This window comes from Tessaracoccus sp. OH4464_COT-324 (genome assembly GCF_003932855.1).
Classification (GTDB): domain Bacteria; phylum Actinomycetota; class Actinomycetes; order Propionibacteriales; family Propionibacteriaceae; genus Arachnia.
Genome location: NZ_RQYZ01000018.1, coordinates 19679 through 41541 on the forward strand (window position 1 = coordinate 19679; position 21863 = coordinate 41541).

General features: G+C 65.1%; 21 protein-coding genes. 15 read left to right on the forward strand and 6 right to left on the reverse strand.

Going from position 1 to position 21863, the window contains the following annotated elements; translation table 11 throughout:
- The first annotated feature begins 58 nt into the window (after positions 1-58).
- The 5 genes from EII42_RS09630 (at position 59) to EII42_RS09650 (ending at position 4623) form a co-directional block, all read left to right on the forward strand.
- Positions 59-1240 carry an ROK family transcriptional regulator gene (locus EII42_RS09630; protein WP_125171915.1) on the forward strand — a complete coding sequence of 394 codons (1182 nt, stop codon included), beginning with the start codon at positions 59-61 and terminating at the stop codon, positions 1238-1240.
- Between the two features lie 72 nt (positions 1241-1312).
- On the forward strand, positions 1313-2350 hold the full coding sequence (locus tag EII42_RS09635; protein ID WP_125171916.1) for a Gfo/Idh/MocA family protein: 1038 nt from the start codon (positions 1313-1315) through the stop codon (positions 2348-2350).
- 16 nt (positions 2351-2366) lie between these two features.
- Positions 2367-3341: an ROK family protein gene (locus tag EII42_RS09640; RefSeq protein WP_125171917.1), complete on the forward strand. Its 975-nt coding sequence runs from the start codon at positions 2367-2369 to the stop codon at positions 3339-3341.
- Between the two features lie 32 nt (positions 3342-3373).
- Positions 3374-4183, forward strand: coding sequence for a PIG-L deacetylase family protein (locus tag EII42_RS09645; protein WP_158676474.1), 810 nt, complete (start codon positions 3374-3376; stop codon positions 4181-4183).
- Positions 4184-4245: 62 nt separating this feature from the next.
- Positions 4246-4623, forward strand: a complete 378-nt coding sequence (locus EII42_RS09650) for a VOC family protein (RefSeq protein WP_125171919.1) — start codon at positions 4246-4248, stop codon at positions 4621-4623.
- Between the two features lie 52 nt (positions 4624-4675).
- Here the strand turns inward: EII42_RS09650 and EII42_RS09655 are convergent, their stop codons facing one another.
- The gene (locus EII42_RS09655; protein WP_125171920.1) at positions 4676-5284 is read right to left on the reverse strand and encodes a TetR/AcrR family transcriptional regulator; all 609 of its coding nucleotides are present in this window, start codon (positions 5282-5284) and stop codon (positions 4676-4678) included.
- Positions 5285-5336: 52 nt separating this feature from the next.
- Here EII42_RS09655 and EII42_RS09660 point away from each other — a divergent pair, with 52 nt between their 5' ends.
- The 3 genes from EII42_RS09660 (at position 5337) to EII42_RS09670 (ending at position 9485) form a co-directional block, all read left to right on the forward strand.
- Complete coding sequence (locus EII42_RS09660) at positions 5337-7775, forward strand: PEP/pyruvate-binding domain-containing protein (RefSeq protein WP_233558345.1); 2439 nt, start codon at positions 5337-5339, stop codon at positions 7773-7775.
- A complete protein-coding gene (locus EII42_RS09665; protein ID WP_125171922.1) occupies positions 7772-8935 on the forward strand; it encodes an MFS transporter in 1164 nt (387 codons plus the stop codon). Before EII42_RS09660 ends, EII42_RS09665 begins: the two co-directional genes overlap by 4 nt.
- Positions 8936-9014: 79 nt before the next feature.
- A complete protein-coding gene (locus EII42_RS09670; RefSeq protein ID WP_125171923.1) occupies positions 9015-9485 on the forward strand; it encodes a GNAT family N-acetyltransferase in 471 nt (156 codons plus the stop codon).
- Between the two features lie 87 nt (positions 9486-9572).
- Here the strand turns inward: EII42_RS09670 and EII42_RS09675 are convergent, their stop codons facing one another.
- A complete protein-coding gene (locus EII42_RS09675) occupies positions 9573-10163 on the reverse strand; it encodes a TetR/AcrR family transcriptional regulator (RefSeq protein WP_125171924.1) in 591 nt (196 codons plus the stop codon).
- A gap of 74 nt (positions 10164-10237) precedes the next feature.
- Between EII42_RS09675 and EII42_RS09680 the strand changes: the two genes are divergently transcribed.
- A complete protein-coding gene (locus tag EII42_RS09680) occupies positions 10238-11467 on the forward strand; it encodes a S9 family peptidase (RefSeq protein ID WP_125171925.1) in 1230 nt (409 codons plus the stop codon).
- 402 nt (positions 11468-11869) lie between these two features.
- Here EII42_RS09680 and EII42_RS09685 read toward each other — a convergent pair whose 3' ends face one another.
- From EII42_RS09685 to EII42_RS13515, 4 genes are all read right to left on the reverse strand, one after another.
- Positions 11870-12292, reverse strand: coding sequence for a carboxymuconolactone decarboxylase family protein (locus EII42_RS09685; RefSeq protein WP_125171926.1), 423 nt, complete (start codon positions 12290-12292; stop codon positions 11870-11872).
- Positions 12289-12750, reverse strand: coding sequence for a MerR family transcriptional regulator (locus tag EII42_RS09690; RefSeq protein WP_125171927.1), 462 nt, complete (start codon positions 12748-12750; stop codon positions 12289-12291). The genes EII42_RS09685 and EII42_RS09690 overlap by 4 nt, the downstream gene beginning before the upstream one ends.
- A 197-nt stretch (positions 12751-12947) precedes the next feature.
- Entirely contained in the window at positions 12948-14693 is a 1746-nt protein-coding gene (locus tag EII42_RS09695; protein WP_125171928.1) for an RNA-binding domain-containing protein, read from the reverse strand.
- 428 nt (positions 14694-15121) lie between these two features.
- Positions 15122-16057 (reverse strand): hypothetical protein, encoded by a 936-nt coding sequence (locus tag EII42_RS13515; protein ID WP_233558344.1) that lies wholly within the window; start codon positions 16055-16057, stop codon positions 15122-15124.
- Between the two features lie 45 nt (positions 16058-16102).
- On the opposite strand from EII42_RS13515, the gene EII42_RS13520 reads away from it, so the two are divergent.
- The 6 genes from EII42_RS13520 to EII42_RS09730 all read left to right on the forward strand — a co-directional run bounded on the left by EII42_RS13520 (position 16103) and on the right by EII42_RS09730 (position 21812).
- A complete protein-coding gene (locus EII42_RS13520) occupies positions 16103-17134 on the forward strand; it encodes an A/G-specific adenine glycosylase (RefSeq protein ID WP_370318115.1) in 1032 nt (343 codons plus the stop codon).
- A gap of 523 nt (positions 17135-17657) precedes the next feature.
- Positions 17658-17786 (forward strand): hypothetical protein, encoded by a 129-nt coding sequence (locus tag EII42_RS13870; protein WP_370318116.1) that lies wholly within the window; start codon positions 17658-17660, stop codon positions 17784-17786.
- Positions 17787-18161: 375 nt separating this feature from the next.
- Complete coding sequence (locus EII42_RS09715; RefSeq protein ID WP_125171932.1) at positions 18162-19727, forward strand: class I SAM-dependent DNA methyltransferase; 1566 nt, start codon at positions 18162-18164, stop codon at positions 19725-19727.
- Positions 19728-19942: 215 nt separating this feature from the next.
- Entirely contained in the window at positions 19943-20833 is an 891-nt protein-coding gene (locus EII42_RS09720) for a restriction endonuclease subunit S (protein WP_125171933.1), read from the forward strand.
- Complete coding sequence (locus EII42_RS09725) at positions 20830-21561, forward strand: TIGR02391 family protein (RefSeq protein ID WP_125171934.1); 732 nt, start codon at positions 20830-20832, stop codon at positions 21559-21561. Before EII42_RS09720 ends, EII42_RS09725 begins: the two co-directional genes overlap by 4 nt.
- Positions 21558-21812, forward strand: coding sequence for a type I restriction endonuclease (locus tag EII42_RS09730; protein WP_199729850.1), 255 nt, complete (start codon positions 21558-21560; stop codon positions 21810-21812). The genes EII42_RS09725 and EII42_RS09730 overlap by 4 nt, the downstream gene beginning before the upstream one ends.
- The last annotated feature ends 51 nt before the right edge of the window (positions 21813-21863 follow it).

Below are 21863 nucleotides of genomic sequence, written 5' to 3' on the forward strand. Positions count from 1 at the left end.
GATTATTAATAGTATTAACTAAGACGTTTGAGTTGGCAACACCCCGGGGAGGATTGACATGCCGACGACCGATGGCCAGCCGACGGGCAAGGGCCCGAAGCTCATCCGCGAGATGAATCAGCGCGTGCTGTTCGACTCGCTCCTGCGGCAGGGGCCAACGACGCGCCCGGAGTTGGCGCGCGCGTCGGGTCTTTCCCAGCCCACCGTCATCGCTGCGCTGAACGAGCTTGTGGAGGCGCGACTTGTTGTCCCGGTGGGCAATGATGCGCGTGAGTTGGGGCGGCCGGCCAAGCTCTACCAGGCGAATGCGGCGGCGGCGTCGGTGATCGCCATAGACATCGGTCGGGTGTGGGTGCGAGTGGCGGTGGTGGACATTGCAGGCGGCGAGCTTTACCGTCACGACGTGCGCAACGTGGCCAGAAGCGCGACCTCCCTGGTGGAGCTAATCTCTGCGGAGGTGTCCCAGGCCAAAGCTAAGTCGCAGGTGGAGCCGGGGCGAATGCATGCGGTCATCGGTTCGCCGGGGGTGTTCGCGCCGAAGCGTGGGGTGGTGGACTACGCTGACCAGCTGCCTGGTTGGCATCGGCCCAGGCTCGTCAGCCTGCTCGTCGAGGAGCTGGGCATGCAGGTGCAGATCGAGAATGATGTAAACCTGGCCGCTCTCGCCGAGTCGATTCACGGCCGGGCCAGCCGCTACGAGTCCTTTGCCTACTTCCACATCGGCACCGGAGCAGGCCTAGCGACCGTCATCAACGGTAGGCTCCACCGGGGTTTTCATGGGGCTGCGGGCGAGTTGGCCTATCTGCTGACCACGACAGGGGCTGACGGTGGCGTGCGAGTGCTGGAGGACATCGTCTCGGCGCGAGCGCTCACTTCGTCGGCTCGGGAGGTGGGGCTGGAGGACCCCGCCCCGGAGGCCGTGCTGCGATCGGCGGCTGCCGGAGATCCGAAGGCCAGACGGGTGATGGATCGCTTCATCGAGGGCATCTCGGCAGCCGTGATCGCCATCAATGCCGTGCTCGACCCCGAGTGCATCATCCTGGGCGGCGGCATCGGCACCTGCCTTCAGGATTATGTCGCCGAGATAGGCGACGCCGTGGCGCGGCGCAGCCCGTTCCATGTCGACCTAGCCATCGCGGATCTCCATGCGGACGCCACACTGCGTGGGGCCATCGACCTGGGTCTTAGGGTCGCTCGTGACTCCGCGTTCGAGTTGGGGTTGCAGCAGGGCACCTCTTGACAAAAGTTTGCCTATTAATGAATACTCCTTAGAAAAGCCCCATGGACGGGGCGACTACCTGAGGTGAATCTCGTGACTACCATCAACTTCGCAATCGTCGGGCTGGATCACTGGTACTCCGCCCTGCCGCTGGCTCGGGGGCTGAACCAGCACCCCGAAGCCGCGCTGCGCCTCATCGTCGACCGCGACCCAGTGCGCGGGCAGACCATCGCCGACGAGTTGGGGGTGCCCTTCTCCCTCTCCGTCGAAGACGCCCTGGGCTCGGCCGAGATCGACGCGGTGGGCTGTTTCTTCAGCGTCGACAGGAATCCGGAGCTCTGCATCGCGGCCGCCGCGGCGGGCAAACACATCGTCTCCATCAAACCGCTGGCGCGGACCCTGGATGAGGCGAGCGCTATCGTCCACGCCGTCGAACAGGCCGGCGTGCAGTTCGTCCCCGCAGAATCACGTTCGCGCATGACTGAACAGAACCAGCGGCTCTTCGAACTGGTGCGCTCCGGCCGCCTGGGCCAGGTGGTCTCGGCCAACTTCACGCTGTGCGGGGTGCTGCCGAGGGCCTGGGAAGGCACCGAATCGCCCGGCTGGTGGGTCGAAGCCGACAAGGCACCCGGCGGTGGCTGGATAGACCACGCGATCTACCAGATCGATCGACTGCGCTGGCTGCTGGGGGCGGAGCCCATCGAAGTGCTCGGCTCAGTGGCCAACCTGCGCTACCCGGAGCTGCCCGTCGAGGACTACGGGCACGCCATCTTCACCTTCTCCGACGGGTCCGTCGCCACGTTGGAGGACACCTGGACCGGGGCCGACGGGGCCTGGCGGATCACCACCACCATCAACGGGACCCTGGGCTCACTGGCCATGGACACCACAGACCCGGGCATCCGGATACTCAGCAGCGGAGAGGGAGGGCCCAGCTGGGAGCGTCTCGCCCCGCTGGACGACGACTCCGACATGATCCAACCCCTGATCGACCGCATCCGGGGCGAACAGAACTCGCTCGGCACCGTCCGCGACGCCTGGCGCAACCTCGCCGCAGCCCGGGCCTTCTACGACGCTGCGGCTGCCGGGTGCCGGAGGGCCGTGCCGGGCCTCCCGGAGCGAAACTCCTGATCGAACAGCAACTCCGATGGATCTCGAGCAGCAGGAGCCCCACCCGCCGGCGGGCGCCCGGGGCGGGGCATCGCAGGAGCGAGCACGGATGGTGCCGCCCGCCTTGGCAATCGACATCGGGGGCACCAAAACCGCGTTCGCCAAGGTGGAAGACGGTGGCCGGATCAGCGAAACATTCCGGGTCCCAACGCCGGCGCCGATGACAGCGCGCGACGCTGCGCTAAGCGAACTCAGGCGGCACATCAGACGCGCGGCGCGGTGGGGCCCTCACTTCGATCGGTGCATCGTGGTGCGCCCCGGGCTGCTCGCGGACCACGACGAGGTCAACCTGTCCCCGAACACGCCAGCCTGGGAGGACGCAGCCCTGGCGCGGCTGTTGCGGGAAGAACTCGGCGACCTCCCAACACGCTTCGAGAACGACGTGCGGGCCGCGGCATACGGTGAGGCGGTCGCGGGGCGGCTGAGAGACGTCGAACCGGGGCTTTACGTGAACTTGGGGACCGGCGTGGCGGCCGCGCTGATCGTCGGGGGCCGCATCGTCGTCGGAGCCCATCGGGCGGCGGGCGAGATCGGCTACATGCGTCCGGGCGCTTTGGCAAGCCCCGTCAGGAACGAGGGCACGCCTCCCGCGCCCCTGGAAGAACTCCTCGGCGGGCCCGCGCTGGCCAAGCGGGCGTCGAGGCTGCTCGGCAAGGCCATCAGCGCACACGAATTATTCGCGTCGCGCGACCCGCTGGCCTGCGCCATCGTCGGTGAGGCGGCGGCGCTGCTGGCCACGATGCTTGGGAACCTGTGCACGCTGGTGGACCCGGCGCGCATCGTGTTCGGTGGCGGTTTGGCCCGCTCGTTCGACCGCTGGGCCCCCATCGTCCGGGCCCACATGGTGGCAGGCTTCCCCTACCCCCCTGAGCTGGCCGTCTCCCGGCGTGTCGCGGACGGTTCGCTCTTCGGCGCGGCTCTGCTGTGCCAGGCCGAGCCACCCCACGAATGATGCTCGGGAACGAGAAAGGCAGGAACTCACCGGTGAGAAGTGTGCGAGTGTTGATGTTCGGGGCGCATCCCGACGACTGCGAGTTCGAATGCTCCGGCTTGGCGGCCCTCGTCACCCAAGCGGGTGGAACCGTCGGATTCGTTTCCGCCACCGATGGCTCTAGCGGGCACCATCAGATGGCCGGAGCTGAGCTGGTGGAGCGTCGTCGCCTGGAAGCTGAGGCGGGAGCCGCCGTGGTCCGGGCGAGCGTGACAAACCTCGGATTCACGGATGGGTGGCTGTTCGCCGATCGCGCGTTGCGGGAGGCCGTGATCTCCACCATCAGAACGTTCGAGCCCGACGTCGTCGTGTGCCCGCGCCCTTCCGACTACCACCCCGACCATCGGGCGATCGCGACCGCGGTGCAGGATGCGGGGTATCTGCTCATGGTGCCGGGCATCGTTCCCGACGTTCCGGTGTCGGGAAAGCGTCCGATCATCCTCCACGTCTACGACCCGTTCACCGAGCCGAGGCCCTTCCGCCCCGACATCGTGGTCGATATCGACCCGGTAGTGGAGAGAAAAATTGACGCCATTCTGGCTCACGAGAGCCAGGTCCGCGAATGGCTGCCGCACATCAACGGGTTCGCCGCCGATGTGCCGGCTGAGGAACCCGCTCGCACCCAGTTTCTGCGGCAGCGTGAACGGTCGAAGGCCAACCGAATCGCGGAAAAGTACGCGACGCATCTGCGAGAGCGTTACGGGCGCACCCCCTCTGCGGCGGAGGCCTACGAGATCTCCGAGTACGGCGCGAGCGTCGAGGCGGATCAGGTTTACGAACTGCTCGGCCTGCTTCAGCAGTGACGGTTGGCGGCCTCGTTCTCCCGGCGAGTGCGGGCCGCGCCGCGGCGGCTAGGATCGAGGGTATGCCTGCGATTGGGAGCCTCGTCCAGCTGATCCTCGAATGCGGCGATCCGCACGAGCTGGCGCGCTTCTGGCAGCAGATGCTGGATCTCCCGCCGGCGACAGGCGACGACGAGTGGCGGACCCTGGAGTGGGCGCCGGTCGGCAGGCTGTCCTTCCACCGGGTGGCCGACTACGAGCCACCCACCTGGCCCGGCGGCGGCGGAAGCCAACAGCTGCACTTCGATCTGCTGGTGGATGACTTGGCGCTGGCCTGTGCGAGGGCTGAGGCGGCTGGGGCGACTGCGCTGACCGAGGTGCTGGATCCCGGGCCGAAGGCGTGGCGCATCTACGCCGACCCAGCCGGTCATCCCTTCTGCCTGGTCTCGGTGCCGGAGTAGCTGGGCGGGGTTTCGGCTCTCGCGCGTTGGGGAGGTGGAGCCGGAGCCGGGTTCAGGCGCGTCGGGCGAGGAGGCCGTCGAGATATGCGGTGACGATTGCGGCCTCGTTGCTGGGGGCGGCGCGAAGGATGCGCTGCATCAGCATCCCGTCGACCAGCGACGCAAAGTCGTGGGCGTGCTCTGCGGGATGGGGGATGCCCAACCGCCGCAGCATGGTGGTGGCCATTGCGATGAACGAGCTCCTTACCTGTGGCCGGGTGACGAGTTCCTTTCGGATTTCTGCGTTGTTGCGACATTCCAGCAGGAGCACGAGTCGCGCGCTGTGGTCGTCGGCCCGCTGCATGGCCGTGTCGAGACCTGCCACCACCAGCGACGCCACGATCGGTGGTGTCAGTTCCGCGGGGATGGTTTGTGCCGTGAGCTCGTCGCTGCTGCGCGCGGCAAGGTGTTCCACCACCAGGTTGATCAGGTCGTTTCGGCTGCGGGCGTAATAGGAGGTCGACCCGTCGGGCAGGCCGAGTTCGCGGTCAATCCCCAGGTGGGTGAACGCACGCACTCCGCGTGCGGCCAGGATCCTGATCCCGGCTTCGGCGATCTCTGCGCGGCGTTCGGTCATGCCCACCTTCCTTTCGGATACGGCCACCTCCGTCTCTACGAGCATAGAGTATCCTGAAAGAGCTCTACGACCGTAGAGGATTGGCGAGGTGAGTTCGATGATCCTATGGCTCGACGATGTGGCTGCCTGTGACGGTGAACTGGTAGGTGGCAAAGGCGCAAACCTCGGTGAGTGCGTTCGGGCAGGCCTGCCGGTGCCGCCCGGTTTCTGTGTGAGCACCGAGGCCTATCGCGAGGCGACTGAAGGAATTGGTCGCCTCCTAGCGGCCGAAGCCGCGCGGGGCGATGCCGCCACAGCCCGGGCGCGAATCCTGGAACTCCCGTTTCCCGATTCGGTACGCTCGGCGATCAGCAGAGCCTACGCCCGGCTGGGCGAGCCGCCGGTGGCTGTGCGGTCCTCCGCAACAGCAGAGGATCTGGCGGAGGCGAGTTTTGCGGGCCAGCAGGATACCTACCTGGGCGTGGTCGGTGTTGAGGCGGTACTGGATGCGGTACGGAGATGCTGGGCCTCGCTATGGACCGACCGAGCCGTGGCGTACCGCCGTCAGCGAGGCGTGCCCGACGAAGGCCTCGCGCTGGCCGTGGTGGTACAGGAGATGGTGGCGGCTGATGTTTCCGGGGTGTTATTTACTCGTGATCCCGTCACCGGCGATGGCGGGTCGCTGTTGGTCAGCTCCTCCTATGGTTTGGGGGAGTCCGTGGTCGCGGCGCTGGTCACCCCAGACATGTTCACGCTTTCACGCGATCCCGTAGCGGTAGTGGCCAGGGAAATTGGCTCAAAGCGGACTCGGATAGACCAGAAACCTGAAGGTGGGACGAAGACCACCGAGGTGTCGAAGGCCGACCAATCCAGGCAAAGCCTTACCGAAGCCGAGTTGCTGCGGCTCGCGGATCTCGGTGAACGAATCGAAACCCACTACGGCGCTGGTCAAGATATCGAGTGGGCTTTCGCTGACGAGAGGCTGTATTTGCTCCAGGCGCGTCCGATCACCACCAAAGCCACGACGGTGGAGGGCCATTCCCCGGTCAAAAACCGCGTTGAGCGCGTGCTGCGCGACGATCTGATTGAGCACTTTCCTGCTCCCTTCCCGTTGGACCTGCACGCCGTGCATCAGGTCCAGGGAGCGATCCAGGACTTGATGACCGCGGCGGGGTTCCGCGCAGCCCCTGCCGCGAAACTACTCGTGGGGGACGACGACGGGATCATCCGCATCATCAGCGCCGCGCCGCGTCTTACCCCAACTGTTCTCACGCGCCTTCCCCGCCTATTCTTCGCAGGGATGCGCCACGACCCTTTGGCCTGGCCCGAAGAAGAGATGTCGTGGTGCCGGAACCTTGATCAGCTGAAGGTCAGAGTCCGTGAACTGGGTTCTGCACAGGACGAGGCGGTCCTGGACGTCGTTCGTGACGCCGTCGGGCAGGTCGCGGCCATCACCTCGGACAGGTTCGTCAAGTACAACGCCCCGATGATTGTCAACCGCTTCTTGGCATTTCTGCTCATCAAGGTGTCGCGCTCCAGGCAGCCGACCACGCCTGAGGATCTTTTCGCCGGTGTGCCTTACAAAACCGCCGACATCACGGCAGCAATCATCGCCCTTGCCGAGGCGGCCCGCGACGACGGTGTCGCCGAGACGATCGTCTCGGCTCCGCAAGGCGCTGTCAGACGGGCGCTCGCGGCTGAGCCTGCTGGCCGGGGATTCCAAACCCGGGTGGCAGGTTTCCTCGCCGCACATGGTGCCCGTACCGCGCGACTATATTTGCCGTTTTCGAACCGTTCCTGGCGTGAAGATCCCGAAGCCCTTTATGCCCTCTTGGCGGTCACGCTTAAGGGGGTACCGCTGGAACAGGACCACGCCGTCGACCCCGTGGGTGTTACGGAGCGGCGACTGCCCCGGTTCCTGCGCGGCCTATGGCGCACCAATGCCGCCCGGTTCCGTGCCCGCCACGTGGGACGCGAGGCGACGGTGTACCTGATCGAAGAGTTTTTCTGCGCCGCCCGTGCCGCCATGGACGAGGCCGCTCGTCGCATGGTCAGCCGACGTCAGTTGGACGATCCCAGCGACATTCGTTTCCTGTACTTCCCTGAGGTTGAGCAAGCTCTCCAAGGCAGCCGGCGGCAGCTCCGGCCGGTCGTGCTGCGGCGCCGGCTGAAGCGCGGCACCGCCGAAGCGATTTGGTGGGATCGCGGCCGCCCCGTCGACGACGCCAGCACATTGCGTGGGTTGCCGGCCAGCGCGGGGCGCGCCACCGGCATCGCGCGCGTGATTCGTTCCCCCGAAGAGTTCCATCGGCTCCAAGTCGGCGATGTTCTGGTCTGTCCTTATACCGATCCGACGTGGACGCCGCTGTTCGCGCTGGCCGCGGCGGTGGTTGCAGACTCGGGAGGGCCGTTGTCCCACGCCGCGATCGTCGCCCGCGAATACGGCATCCCGGCGGTGCTCGGCACCGGAAACGCCACTAGCCTGCCCGACGGCGTAACTCTTCTCGTGGATGGGGGCAACGGGACCGCCACCCTGATTGATCAGCCCACGTCATGAAAGCGGGGGCAGACGGCTGGGGAAGCGCCCGCAAAGGGCTGTGCGTCCTCACGGTGCTGCTTTCCACCGTCGCGTCCAGCCTGATGCAGACCTTCCTCACCGTCAGCCTGCCCACTGCGGCTACCGAGCTCGACGCCGTGTCCTGGTATGGCTGGATCGCCGGCGTCTACTTAGCCACAGCAACCCTCTTCATCCCGCCTTGGGCAATCTTCTCCGACCGGCTCGGCCCCCGCATCATCCACGTGGCAGGCATGACCACTTGGGCGCTGGGAACCTGGGCGGTCTCCCTATCCGGTTCCATCACCTGGCTCCTCGGGGCTCGTGCGATACAGGGGGCCGGGGCCGCCGCGGTCGTTCCCGCCGGATTCGCTGCTATCACCGCTGTCTACCCCGACCGGTACGGGCGGCTCGTTGGCCTGATGGGGGGCGTTCAAGCCAGCGTCATCCTTGCGGGAGGGCCACTCGGCGGCTGGCTGGGCGCCTATCTCGGCTGGAGAGATTCCCTCAAGATAGTGGCTGCCGTGGCCGCCCTCCCGGCCCTGCTTGGCTGGTTCGCTCTTCCCCGGATCGCCCAGCAGCCAGCCGCGGCTCAGCCGACGAGGCTCCTGAAATCGCCCACGATACAGCACGCGGTCGCCCAGACCATGCTGCTGGCCGCTATCGCTTTCGGGGTATCCACATATCTGCCGTTGCTGCTCCAACACCGGTTCCACCTCGATCTGGCCCACACCGCGGTGCTGGCTACGCCCACACTGATCGGCGTCGCCGCCGGTTCCGTCATCGGCGGTGTGCTGTCTGAGCGGCGCGACGTCGCCAGCGTCTCCTGGCTCGTCGTCGTGGCTGGCCTGCTGCTCGCTTGCACTCCCTTCGCGACGGCTGCCACCAGCGGCAGCGCGATCGCCTCCGCTGGGGTCGGGATGGGTCTGCCTGCCCAACTCGCCCTCGTCGAGCGAGCCGCCACCAAAGCGCACGCATCCAAAGCAGCCGGCATCATCCAGGGGGCACGCAACATCGGTGGGGCGCTCGGTGTTGCCCTGCTCGGAATCCCGCTTCAGTTTGGTGCTGCCTCTGAGCTGGGGGCAAAGTGTGCGTTCGCCAGCATGCTGGGGCTCGCGGCCATCTGCTTGACCAGCACTGCGCTGGGGGTGCGTCGAGCGTAATCGCAGAGGTCCGCTGCTGCTCCGGCCCGCAGCACCCGGCCGGCGAGGCCCGGGGTGCTTGAGGTAGTAGGATCCGGGAATGGAATACCGTCCGCTTCGCCCCGACGAGACCGGCCTGCTGGAGCTGGCGACCCTTGGCAACATGAACTGGTGCGGGGAGCGGATGAGCCTCGACGAGGTCCTGAGCCTGCCCGACTGCGCCCACTACACCCGGATCGTGCCCGAAAGGGGCGACTTCGGCGTCGTGGCGGAAGACGGCGACGCGGTGGGGGTCGCCTGGGCGGTGTTTCTCCCGGAAACCGATGCCGGCTACGGGTTTATCGACGAAGCGACTCCGGAGCTCAGCCTGTGGGTGGCCGAGCCCAACCGGGGTAGAGGGGTGGGGCGGGCACTGCTGCGCAGCCTGCTCGACGAGGCCAGGGCGCGCGGGATCGCCCGGGTGAGCCTTTCCGTCGAGGAGGGCAACTATGCCAAACGGCTCTACCTCAGCGAGGGGTTCGCCGACGTGCCCGGGCGGGAGAGCGGCGGCGTCATGTTGTGCACCCTCTGAGGGCTGCGAAGCGGGTGCGGGCGGCCGGGGGGACCGCTGCGGAAACGGTCGGCGAGTCGGCATCCCGACGGCGTGCGGGCGAGTCCGTCAACCCGCCGACTCCGCTGGCCGACCCGTCGTCGGAATGAGGGCCTGTACGAGCTGCTCCGCGATCGCCTCGTCGGCGACGTGTGGCCTCTCCAGCGTGATGCGGTCGAGGGAGATGCCGACCAGGAGGGAGCCGAGGAGGTCGATGCTTTCCTTGGGCAGTTCGATTCCGGCGGCCCGGATGAATCGACCGGCGGCCTCCAGGCTGGCGGAGCGAACCTCGCCCATGATCGCGCGGAGCCGGTCGCTGCGCAGGGACGCCAGGATGAGTTCGAAGCGGGCGACGTACAGGTCACGGTTTGTGGTCTCCGAGTCGGCGATGAGCGCCGCGAGCGCGTCGATCAGGCCGGCACGATTCCGGCCAACCGGTTCGGCGATTCGCTGCACGTAGGCCGTGTGGCGATTGCGAACCGTCTCCGCGGCGACTTCGAGCAGCGCGGAGCGCGTCCGGAAGTACCGAGAGGTAGTACCGACGGGCACCTGCGCCTCTGCGTCGACAGCCCGATGGGTGAGGCCGTGCGCGCCGTCGCGGGCTAGGACTCGGATCACGGCATCGGCAAGCACTTCGCGACGATTGGTTTGGCGGGGCATCGGCGTTTCCTCCTCCTGTCGCTGCGATAGTAGTGCTACTATTGTAGCGAAACCTTTGACGCGGGGAGGCGGACATGAGTAGGCAGGACGCTTTGCTCAAACGGCAATCATCGCGCATCAAGTTCAAGAACGAGGACATGGACTTCGCCCTCAGCTGGGTGCTCGGCATCGGCCAGATCATCGGAATGGGCCCGGGCGAAGTGCTCGCCACCGCGTCCACCATCAGAGACGGCGACCCCCGGAGCTGGCGGGCGGCATTCCAGCGCCAGGGCGACCACCTGAGCCAGCTTGCCGACACCTTCGACCGCGAGGGGAATCCGGAAGCCGCTGGGCACTGCGCCTTCGGCGCGACGTACGCGCGGCGAGCGTCGCTACACTTCGCGGACCCGGCGTCGTCGACCTGGAACTCGACCGTCGCCGCGATGGAACGCGAGTTTGAGCGCGGCGCCACCCGCTGGTCCATCCCCGTTCGTGCAGTGAGCGTGCCATTCGAGGGACACTCGTTGCCCGGATACTACCTGGAATCGACCGAGCGGTCGCGGCCGACGCTGCTGGTGATCGGGGGAGGGGACACGTTTAGGGAAGACCTCTTCTACTTTGGCGGATACCCGGGCTGGCAGCGCGGATACAACGTCCTCCTCGTGGATCTGCCGGGCCAGGGCAACACACCCGCCTCGGGGCTGACCTTTCGCGCCGACGCGGCCGAGCCGATCAGTGCCTGCCTGGACTGGCTGGCGGCCAATTCGCGATTCGACAGCAGCCAGATCGCGGTCCAGGGACTCAGCGGGGGTGGCTACCTCACCGCGCAGGCGGTCGCCGTCGACCCGCGAATCAACGCGTGGATTGCGAGCACCCCAATCACTGACGTAGGGCTGGTATTCGAACGGGAGATGGGCGCTGCGTTGCGTACACCCGGTTGGCTGATCGACTTTGCGGCAGGGATCATCGGGAAAGTCAGCGACCTCCGGAACGTCGTACAGAAGAAATACGCTTGGCAGTTCGGTTCGTCGAGCCTCGCGGAGGTGGCCCGTCGCGTGCGGGCCGAGGCACCCGTCGTCGCGCCCGGGTCGATCGACTGCCCCGCGCTGTTCCTGCTCGGCGACGGCGAAGCGGCCGAGCTCAAGAGGCAGACGACCGCCCTCGCCTCGGCGATGCGGGCAGCGGGGCATGACGTCACCGTGCGTCGATTCTGCCGGGAGGAGGGGGACGCGCACTGCCAAGTCAACAACCTGAGGCTCGCGCACCTCGTCATGTTTGATTGGCTCGACCGGGTATTCGGGGTCCCGACGGGCGGCGAAGACTGACGCCTATCTGTGAAGCTGGGGAGAACCCGCTGAGCTTCGCGAGGCCCTAGCGGTTGCCGTGCAGCTGGCGGCCGTCCAACCCCTCTTCGCGTGGTCCCGGATCCTCGGCCCCGACGCAGCGCTGCGCTACGCGAGGTATATCCGTCCCCTGTGGCAGGAGATCGGACGCGAGCCGAGGACCCCCTGAAGCGGGAATGCTCATCGGTCGTCGCGGTTCACGACGGCGCGAATCCTCTTGGCGTCACCGGCCGGGACGCGGCGGTTCTCCGCCGTCCCTCGCGCGACGCGAGGGGCGTCGATCCGGCGACCACCTCGTCGAACGGGCCATGGCTTCCGACGGGCGCGGAGACCCGGCGTGCCTACGCCGGTGTGGCGGGCCGAGCAGCGAACCGCCCGCTCCGGCTAGGAGGTTCGTTTCCGTGCCCGGGCCTGGAGCACCTCCCGGAGCACGAAAGTAGCGTTCAGTGCCCTAGGGAACCCGCAGTACACGACAGCGTGGAGCATGGCCTCGGTGATCTCCTCAAGGGTTATGCCCACGTTGAGCGCCGCGCCGATGTGCACCTTGAGCTGCGGCTCGCACCCGCCCAACGCCGTCAGAATGCCGAGGGTCACCAGCTGCCTGCTGCGGGGATCCAGGCCCGGACGGCCGTAGACGTCGCCGAACGCAAACGCGGCGACGTGATGACCGAGCGCAGGGCTGATATCCGCCAGCGCTTCGATGACAGCCTCGCCCTGCTGGCCATCGATGCGAGAGAGGACGTCTAGGCCGTGGAGTCTGCGGGAGATGTTCTCTGGGGTATTGATGTCGTGCTGGGCGGCGGTCATGGCAGAGGTCCTTCTACGTAGGCGGCGATCTTGTACTCGGTGGCGGCCAAAGAGAGTTGGAGCTGGGCGATCTGGCGGCGCAACGCGTCACGGTGGCTCAACAGAAGGTCAACTCGTTCCGACACGGTCTCCGGCCCGGAATCAACCAGCTCGATGTAGCGTTTCAGTTCCGCAATCGACATGCCCGAGGCCCGCATGCGCGTGATGAAGACCAGACGTCGCACGGACGCCGCGTCGTATCGGCGATGCCCTGCACGGTCACGAGCCACGGTGAGCAGGCCGATGCGTTCGTAGTAGCGCAGGGAGTGCGGACTAACGCGAAGGTGGGCCGCCGTCGTGGTGATATCCCAACTGGTGGAGCGGTCGTCGTGCACGAGGTCTTGAAGAGCTTCGACGCTGACGCCGCCCGGCGGATCAACGGCGAGCCGCAGCGCATGGGCAAGTCTCTCGGCATCCATGTCAGGCAGGCTACGACTTCGAGCGCGCTCGAATGCAAGCCGAAACGGAACTGGGTGTCTCCGCTGGGTGAGGCTGGCGCGCACCGATTAGCGACCGCCATGAAACCCGAAGGCGCGGAACCCTCGTCGCCGCAGGCGGGGTCGCGGGGGCGCTTTGCGCGGGAGCATCCGTCGCGCCCCGGGGCGCAGCGCGGCGCTCAGGCCGGGTCTGGCCGTTGTGGAGCCGCCCCGCCACGATCGTCTCCTTGTTCCGCAGCCCCTGGGTGTGCGGCCTCGCCAACCGCTTCAGAAAGTTTCCACAGCGGCTTTTGCCGGGTTCCGTGATTGACGATGGCGCCGTGCTTGCGCAACATCGTGAGCAGCCTCGCTGTCTTGTTCGACTTCTGCTCGTCGGTGAAGGCTTCGTTGAAAAGGGGGAACATCAGCTTCTCCGCCTCGCGGCGATCCACATGCCCGCGCTCCCGGATGAAATCGATGAGTAGCATCGCATAGCGTATTTCCTTGGCGGAACGATTACGCGCGTAGCTGGCTAGCCCGGGGGCTGGGGCGGCGGTCCTTGGCTTTACGTGGTAATACGGCCTGCGTCCCTCGACGAACCCGCGTCGGCGCAAGCGGTGCACCATCCTTTCCTCAATGGTCAGCCGCCTCTGCAGTCGGTCCAGAGCTTGAAGGTCTTCGAGCGTGAGACGAGGTTTCTGCATGAGCAGATGGGAGTAGGCCTCGTCGAGGACGGTCCCAGGAATCGTCAACCTCACCGTGTCGGGGGCGCTCAGATCGTAGTCGGGAAGCGGCAGGAAGCGGCTGATTTGGTCTTGCACTGTCCGGTGGATAGCGTGGCCCATCCGGTCGACGACGTTCAGTTCAAGCATGGCTTCGACCAGGAAGGGATTGCGATATCGCCTGGGCGTGCGCCCGTAAAGCATGTAATCGGAGGGTACGCCGTCGTAAAACCCTCCGGCGTTCTCGAACGTGACCTGGTCGGCTTGTTCGGTGACGATGACCCGAGAGTTCTTGGAATAGTCCTGGTGCGCGATGCAGTTGTGGAGCGCTCCGAGCAGGTTGGACTCCACGTATTTGCTTATCTCCAGGTGCGGCGGCCCGTCGGGGGGCATGAGCAGGAGTTGGCCGTTGCCGATGCGGCTCACCAGCGCGGCTGCGGTGAGCAGGAACGGCGGAGAGAAGTGCTCTTCCGCCGGCTGCTCACCAACCAGCCTCCAGGTCAGCTGCGCCGGGTGCGGGGCGAGCAGCCGGGATGAGGAACTGGTGCCGAGCAGCAGAAGAGCGGCTCGGGTGAGCAGACCATCCCGGGTGAGTCCCGCCTTGGACAGGAAGGTAGCGTCATCCCACGCATCGATCTCAGCCGATGGAATGCGCGAAGCGTGGCGCTCAGCGAACCCCTGCCTCGCGCAGGCGAGCGCCGCCGGATCGAGATCGGCGATCGTTGCGTCGGGAACTGTGGCAGCAGACCAGTCGTCGTTGATCGCCTGGCCTCGGATCTCGTCAAGCTTGTCCGATGGAAGCGGCACCAGATCCTGTCCGGCGCGCGCCCGGTAATTGCCTCGCCAGGAGACCGGGAGCCCTCTCGGCGCGGCCGGAATCTCCAGGAGCAGCACGCGTTTGCCAAAGTAAGGGATCTCGTGGATGTCGCGGATCGCCAACTTCTGATCGATTGATTGAAGCAGTTGATGGGCGAGGTCTTGTCGTTGCTCCACCGAAAGCGGGTGATCCGTGCCCGCCACGCGTCCGGTGTCGGACACGCCGAACACTAGCCACCCGTAGGGTTTGCCCCGCAGATTCGCCTCGTTGCTGAGTGCGGAGACGTACTCGCCGATCTTGTCCACTGAAAACTGCGTGGCAGTCTCTCGGAACTCGACGACCTCGCCCTCCCCGTCAATCAAGAGCCGAGTGAGGGCTTTCGCTGCTTCGTTGTTTTTCCGGGTCATTGTGGTCTCTCAGACTGTCGTGACATCAGGGCTGGCGATGCCTCACGGAAGAGCTGTTCCGCATGGCTCCGAGTTGCATCCGTCCCGTGTCAAGCATGTGGCAGGGTGTTCTTCCTATCAAGCTATCAAGGGTAGGCCCGTCGATGCTGGCTTTGGCCAGATTCCACGAGGCCATGGGCAGGTGCTCCACGGTTCCGCCTTGGTTGTTCCAGTCGGGTTTGCTCGGACGCGAGGAAACGTCGCAACCCAATCCTATGACTGAACCGTTCCGCAGCGCGAAGCCTATAGGCATCTCGAAGGTTAGGACAGGGTCCGCTTGCGCAGTCTTCCGGGTTGCGGTCTACCGACGACGGGCCGCCCGGCGCAGCGATCGCGACCGGGGCTGTTCGTTCTTCTGCGGTTGGAGTATCGCAGGGTGCCGCCAGCTCTCAGGCCAGCTTTCGCAACTCTTCCACGATCTCCGAATGCAGCGCGCTGGCGTCGTCGAGGCGCCGGGCAAGGGAAACCCAATCCGAGTCGATGACGCTGATCTGTGCGCCGCCGATGACTGCCGCCTGGCGGGCCAGGAGGCTGGCTAGCTCGGGGTAGTCGCGGAGCAGATCTGCGGTGTCGCTGCGCCGCCTGGCGCCAAGCCGCAGAGAGAAGTCGAGCAGCACGGCGGTCGTGACGAACGAAAGGCCGCGGGTGGTGGCCTCTTCAGAAAGCTCGCGCAGCCCGTCTTCGTTTCCCGAGGGAAAGCCCGGGATCGCTTCGGCTCCCTGGGCCCAGTTCAGTGCTTGGGGAAGGGAACCGGCCGCCCACTGCGCCGCAGTTCCAACCGGTTTTGTGAAGCCGGTGCGAAGTGGGAATCTCCCCTCAGCATAGCCGATGGAATCCGATCCCCAGGCCTTCATGAAGTCCCTCACCGGCAAGGCCGCGTAGGGGTGCCCCTGGGGGTCGTGCATGACGACTCGCTCGTCGTTCACATCCAAAACCGCAACGAAATGGTCCGCCCCGGTTGGGCGATCGGAGCGTCCCTGATGCCGCAGCAAACCCATATCCAGCGGCCCGACGAACACGGGCCCCTGGTTGGCCAGCCGGCGCAACGTCGCCAACGCCTCCTTCTCGTCTGTAAAGGTGCGTCGCTGGCTTTCCACGCCCATGATTCCCAGCGCCTGATCGATACCCTTATCCGGGTCCCACCCGGGTGGGTCGAACAGGGGAAACTCCCCGATTCTTTGATACCCGTAGGCCGACCCGGTGATTGCCTCAATCAACGGTGCGTCGACTGGGTGGCCAAGAGTCATGGCCAGGGCGTTCGAGTAACAGTAGGGGCCGCTGCCCGAGTACGTAACGGCCCTGAACTCGCCAGCTGTCCTGCTCATCGCTTCCTCCCGAGGGTCCTGGGTGGGGTTCAGCGTATCAATGGGGTGGGCCCGAACACGTTTCGCGGTCGTCTCGACGAGGTGCGCACCGGGGCGCGGTGCGAGCGAAGTCAGGTGGCTGCCTACATCGACGAGTCAGGCGCGGGCAGCCCTCAAACTCGTCGACCTCGCCTTGGCGGCGCTGATGCGGAGGCGCACTACTGTGGCCTGGTGGACAGGCAGCGGATTCGGGGCGAGGTCGTCGCGTGGTTTCGCGACCACGCCCGCCCGCTCGCCTGGCGGGAACCGGGAACCAGCCCGTGGGGTGTGCTCGTCAGCGAGGTGATGAGCCAGCAGACCCCGGTGGCGCGAGCCGAGCCGTCGTGGCGGGCCTGGATGACGCGCTGGCCTACCCCTGCCGACCTGGCCGCCGTGGAGCCCGCCGAGGTGTTGCGGGCCTGGGGGAGCCTCGGCTACCCGCGCCGCGCACTTCGGCTCGCGTCGGCCGCGACGGCTCTGGCCGCGCAGGGCAACGAGGTCCCCGACGACGAGGCCCGGCTGCTGGAGCTGCCCGGGGTCGGTCGCTACACGGCAGCGGCGGTTATGGCCTTCGCATTCCGCCGTCGCAGCGTGGTGCTCGACACCAACATCCGGCGAGTTCTCGCACGCCTAGCGGTTGGCGAGGAGTTTCCGGCACGCAGCGAGACCGCTGCCGAACGCGCGCGAGCCGAGGAATGGTTGCCAAATGACGACGACCGGGCTGCGGCATGGTCGGAGGCGGTGATGGAACTCGGGGCCGTGGTGTGCACAGCGAGGTCGCCCCAGTGCGGGGACTGCCCGGTGCGGGCGCACTGTGTCTGGCTGGCGGCCGGAGCTCCCGCCTGGCAAGGGCCTGAACGTCGCGGGCAGGCCTGGGTGGGCACCGATCGCCAGTGCCGTGGTCGCATCATGGGGGCCCTGCGCCGGGCCGAGGCGGGCGTGGCCTTGCCTGACATCGCGTGGCCTGATCGCGCCCAACTTGAGCGCTGCGTCGCCAGCCTCCTCGACGATGGTCTCGCCCACGCCGCCGACGACCGTCTCCGACTCGGCCCCGCCTGACCGGCTCACTCACCTCGCGGGGCAGGCGAGGTGCGCGCAAGACGGGCGAACCGGAGGAGGGGCAGAACGACTGGCGGGGTCGCGGGGCATGGCGGGATGGGGCAGGCCGCCTCGCTTCAGCGGGTTTCCTCGGGATGGGCTTTGGCGGCGTGCGTGGGTCTGCTGCGCCACAGCAGAGCGTGGCCTTCGAGGAAGCGAAGGACGACTCGCTCATCGCGTTATCGGCGCATGTCCCGGTGGCGTTCGTGAGCTGGCTGATCTCTAGCAGGGTTGCCGAAGTCAGTTGGACGTAGGACGCAGGTTTTAATTGGTTGTCGCAGCGCTGATCCGTTCCGGCGGTTCTGGGTACTCGACGCGAACCTAAGCCCATACGTCAGCTAATCCTCACGGCGTGCCAAGCTATGGGCGACTTGCTTATGTTGGCGCGGACGTCAGACCTCGATGACCGCCGCCATTTATCTGGTATACCGGGGTCCCGGCCACGCCCGGGGGCGTTGGACCGGGCGATGCGGGCTCTAGTGGGGTGTGTCTCGATAACGCGATGGCCGAATCTTTCTGGCCGACCCTCAAACACGAGTTCTACCACCATTGCTCCTGGCCCACCGGGGCTGAAGCACGCTGGGAAGTTACCCGCTGGATTGAACTGGATTGAACTGGATTGAACTGGATTGAAGTTGTCTACAACCGCCGCGCCGGGCTACGAACGCCCGATAGCGTTTGAGCACAACGTCACTCACCCCCAGACGCTGACGCTGAGGGGCAAACCGTGTCAGCGGGCCGTATCCACAAATTTACGGAGAACTCTACGTGGCCGAAGCGGGTGTGGGGCGCGATTCTCCACGAAAGGGGCTGGTCGTGATCTAACCGGAGTGGATCGTGACGCTCGCTTGAGCCGGTCTGACGAGAATACTCTTGACATCGCATGCGGCGCGGCAATTTAGCAGTGTCAGAGGTTCTCGCTAGCGTAGGACACGACCGGAGAGCACAACTCAAGATCGCGCTCTGCGGCGCAGAGGAGATGTACAACATGGCACGTGCTGCGAAGCCGAGACAGGCCAAGACACTCGCGCAGACCCTCTGGGAGGCTGCCGACAAGCTGCGTGGCAACCAGGAGCCGAGTGAGTACAAGCACGTCGTGTTGGGCTTGGTGTTCCTGAAGTATGTCTCCGACCGCTTCGAAGAGCGCCGCGTTGCGCTGGAGGCTGAGTTGGCCGCCGAGGGCATCAAGCCTGAGCGTTTGCCAGACTTCCTCGAAGACCGCGACGAGTACACCAGCCACAATGTGTTCTGGGTGCCGGAGTTGGCGCGTTGGCGCTACATCCGGTCGGTGGCGAAGCAGCCGGAGATCGGACAGCAGATCGACCAAGCCATGGACATCATCGAGAGGGAGAACCCGTCGCTGCGTGGTGTGCTTCCGCGCAACTATGGGCGGGACGGCCTCGACAAGCGACGGCTTGGTGAGCTCGTCGACCTGATCGGCTCCATCGGCTTCACGGAGACAGACGACCACGGTGCCGATGACGTGCTCGGCCGGGTGTATGAGTACTTCCTCGGACAGTTCGCAGGCAAGGAGACCGGCAAGGAAGCCGGGGCGTTCTACACGCCACGTTCGGTGGTAAAGACATTGGTCGAGATGCTCGAGCCGTACAAGGGCCGAGTTTATTACCCTGCTGCTGGCTCCGGCGGTATGTTCGTGCAGTCAGCAGAGTTCGTAAAGGCGCATGGTGGTAGGCGCACTGACATCTCCGTGTACGGGCAGGAGTTCACAGACACGACGTGGAAGCTCGCGAAGATGAACTTGGCGCTGCGAGGCATCGAGGCTGACATGGGGCCGCGCTCGGCGGACTCCTTCACCGATGACCTGCACCCGGACCTGCGCGCCGACTTCGTTATCGCCAACCCACCCTTCAACGTCTCCGACTGGTGGGATGCCAAGCTCGCGGATGATCCGCGCTGGAAATACGGCACCCCGCCACAGGGGAACGCCAACTTCGCGTGGGTGCAGCACTTCGTACACCACCTGAGCCCCAGAGGGACGGCGGGTTTCGTGCTCGCGAACGGATCGCTGTCTTCCAAAAGCGGGGGTGAGGGCGAGATTCGCCGAAAACTCGTCGAGACCGACCTCGTGGACTGTATCGTCGCGATGCCCGACAAGCTCTTCTTCAACACCGGTATTCCGGTCTCGCTGTGGTTCGTGTCCAAGGCCCGCCACGGCAATGGGCACCGGGAGCGGCGCGGCGAGGTGCTGTTCATCGACGCCCGCACGCTCGGCAGGATGGAGAGCCGCCGCCTGCGCGTGCTGACCGACGAGGACATCGCGAGAATCGCCGACACTTACCACTCCTGGCGCAACCACGATGGCGGATATGAGGATGCCCCCGGATTCGCCAAGGCTGCCTCGATCGAGGAGATCGCCAAGCACGACTTCGTGCTCACCCCGGGCCGCTACGTCGGCACCGCAGAGGCAGAAGTCCACGACGAACCGATCGACGAGAAGATCGAACGACTCACCAACGAGTTGTTCGCAGAGTTCAAGCGCGGGCATGAACTGGAGGATGAGATTCGGCGGCGGCTGGGGAGGCTTTCGTCGTGAACGGCTGGAGAAAGGCGAAGTGGGGGGACATTGCTGTACTCGAGTACGGGAAGGCTCTCCGTGACTACCGGGAGGGTCGTGGCGTCACCCAGGTGTTCGGGACTAATGGTCCTATCGGGTACGCAACCTCCGTGCCTCATAGTCTAGGACCTGGAGTGATCGTTGGACGTAAGGGTGCGTATCGAGGTATCCATTTCACGAAGTCCCCTTTTGCTGTGATTGACACCGCTTTTTGGCTTAAGTCGACCGAGCCCTTTGATCTTCGGTGGGCGTACTATGAGCTACTCACTCACGATATCAACTCGATGGATTCGGGTAGTGCAATACCCTCGACGAGCAAGGAGGCCTTTTATGCGATGCCGGTCTTGATTCCGCCGCTCGAGACCCAGAAGGTCATCGCCGCGACGCTCGGGGCGCTCGATGACAAGATCGAGTCGAATCGGCGGACTATAAAACTTATCGACGAGGTAGTGCGAGCACGGTTTGACCGTGATTTCGACGTTGAACAAGTCGGTGATGGCATTGCTATTGCTGAACTTGTAGGAATCAATCCACGCCGCAAGCTCGCTCGGGGTGAGCAAGCGACCTACCTCGGTATGTCTTCGCTGCCTGAATTCTCGCCGGTTGTCCTGGAATGGGAGGAGCGAGCGTTCGGAAGTGGGCAGAAGTTTATCAATGGTGATGTGCTCATGGCTCGCATTACCCCTTGTCTTGAGAATGGCAAGACTGCAATTGTGGACATGCTCGGTGAGGGGGAAGTTGGCTGGGGGTCAACTGAATACGTTGTGCTCAGTCCGCGAGGAGAATTTTCTACGCCTTGGCTCTACGCGCTGACGAGGCATGAGGTGGTCCGTGAGTGGGCGATAAGAAGAATGACCGGGTCATCTGGTCGTCGGCGATTTCAGGCGAGTGGGTTTGGTGAGTACTGTATTCGGAAGCCCGACCCTGCTGGACTGGCTGCATTCAATGCTTTCGCGGTCCCGATGTTCCGTAAGGTGACCCAGGCCCGAGATGAGATGAAGTCCCTCATGCGGCTGCGCGATGCTCTCCTCCCTGAGTTACTCTCGGGTCGTACCAGCGTGCCGGTTGGAGATGTTTTGCTATGACCAGGTTTAATGCTGTGTGGGCTATTCAGCAACTTGACCGCTTTATTGAAATGACGGTCGAGAAGTCTGTAAATGAGTCTGGAATCGTCTTCCTTGAGACGGTGGCCTCTTCCGAAGAGATCACTCAGCAGCTGCAAATTGTTGTGATGATCGTTCGCCGAGTGCTCCCGACTGACCTGCTCTCGAACTTGGCTTTGATGGGCAGCGCCACGGGTGAGTGGAAACAAGTTCGTCCGCTTTGCTTGCGGGCTAAAGCTCTGCTGGAACGAAAGGTAGAGATTGAGCAGAATCTTGGGGATGATGCCCCGGAGCTGTCGGCAGCCAAGCTACATCCTTGGGTCTGGGGTGGTGCATCATCGCTGTGGGAGTCGAGACACTATCGCGAGGCTGTGGAAGGTGCGATTCGAAAGCTGAACGCCGAGACCCAGAACAAGCTTGGTCGTCGTGATGTGAGCGAAACGAAGTTGTTCAATGAGGCTTTCAGTGAGCAGGACCCCGCGGCGGGTAAGCCTCGCCTCCACCGTATGAAGAACGACGGCAGCAGCACTTTCAAGTCCGTTCAGCGGGGTGCTCGGACGTTTGCCGAAGGAGTGTTCGCTGGTATCCGTAACCCGCTTGCCCATGAGGCCGGCCAAGAGATGCCGGAACAGCAGGCTTTGGAGTACTTGGCCGCGCTGAGCGTGTTAGCGCGCTGGGTGGATGAGTCAGCGCTGGAGACCGCCCTGTGAGTGCCTTCAACGAGAACACTGTGGAGCTGGCAGCGCTGGAGTACTTCGGGGAACTGGGCTACGGAACGCTGCACGGCCCAGACATCGCACCAGGCGAATCGGGAGCGGAGCGTGATTCCTACGAGGAGGTCTTCCTTTGGGCTCGGCTGCGTGATGCAATCAGGCGGATTAACCCGGGAACGTCCCCTGCCCTGATTGACGCTGCTCTTGCGGAGACTGTAAGGAAAACGGTGTGTGAGGGTCTGGCCTGATCCGAGAGGAGATGGCCGTGTCTGACACGACTGACGTCATCGCTGATGACG

Coding starts and splice junctions, on each gene's coding strand:
- EII42_RS09680 (WP_125171925.1), top strand. CDS start 10,238: ATGAGTAGGCAGGACGCTTTGCTCAAACGGCAATCATCGCGCATCAAG.
- EII42_RS09670 (WP_125171923.1), top strand. CDS start 9,015: ATGGAATACCGTCCGCTTCGCCCCGACGAGACCGGCCTGCTGGAGCTG.
- EII42_RS09630 (WP_125171915.1), top strand. CDS start 59: ATGCCGACGACCGATGGCCAGCCGACGGGCAAGGGCCCGAAGCTCATC.
- EII42_RS09665 (WP_125171922.1), top strand. CDS start 7,772: ATGAAAGCGGGGGCAGACGGCTGGGGAAGCGCCCGCAAAGGGCTGTGC.
- EII42_RS09715 (WP_125171932.1), top strand. CDS start 18,162: ATGGCACGTGCTGCGAAGCCGAGACAGGCCAAGACACTCGCGCAGACC.
- EII42_RS09650 (WP_125171919.1), top strand. CDS start 4,246: ATGCCTGCGATTGGGAGCCTCGTCCAGCTGATCCTCGAATGCGGCGAT.
- EII42_RS09655 (WP_125171920.1), bottom strand. CDS start 5,284: ATGCTCGTAGAGACGGAGGTGGCCGTATCCGAAAGGAAGGTGGGCATG.
- EII42_RS09725 (WP_125171934.1), top strand. CDS start 20,830: ATGACCAGGTTTAATGCTGTGTGGGCTATTCAGCAACTTGACCGCTTT.
- EII42_RS09660 (WP_233558345.1), top strand. CDS start 5,337: ATGATCCTATGGCTCGACGATGTGGCTGCCTGTGACGGTGAACTGGTA.
- EII42_RS09690 (WP_125171927.1), bottom strand. CDS start 12,750: ATGGATGCCGAGAGACTTGCCCATGCGCTGCGGCTCGCCGTTGATCCG.
- EII42_RS13515 (WP_233558344.1), bottom strand. CDS start 16,057: ATGAGCAGGACAGCTGGCGAGTTCAGGGCCGTTACGTACTCGGGCAGC.
- EII42_RS09695 (WP_125171928.1), bottom strand. CDS start 14,693: ATGACCCGGAAAAACAACGAAGCAGCGAAAGCCCTCACTCGGCTCTTG.
- EII42_RS09640 (WP_125171917.1), top strand. CDS start 2,367: ATGGATCTCGAGCAGCAGGAGCCCCACCCGCCGGCGGGCGCCCGGGGC.
- EII42_RS09685 (WP_125171926.1), bottom strand. CDS start 12,292: ATGACCGCCGCCCAGCACGACATCAATACCCCAGAGAACATCTCCCGC.
- EII42_RS09675 (WP_125171924.1), bottom strand. CDS start 10,163: ATGCCCCGCCAAACCAATCGTCGCGAAGTGCTTGCCGATGCCGTGATC.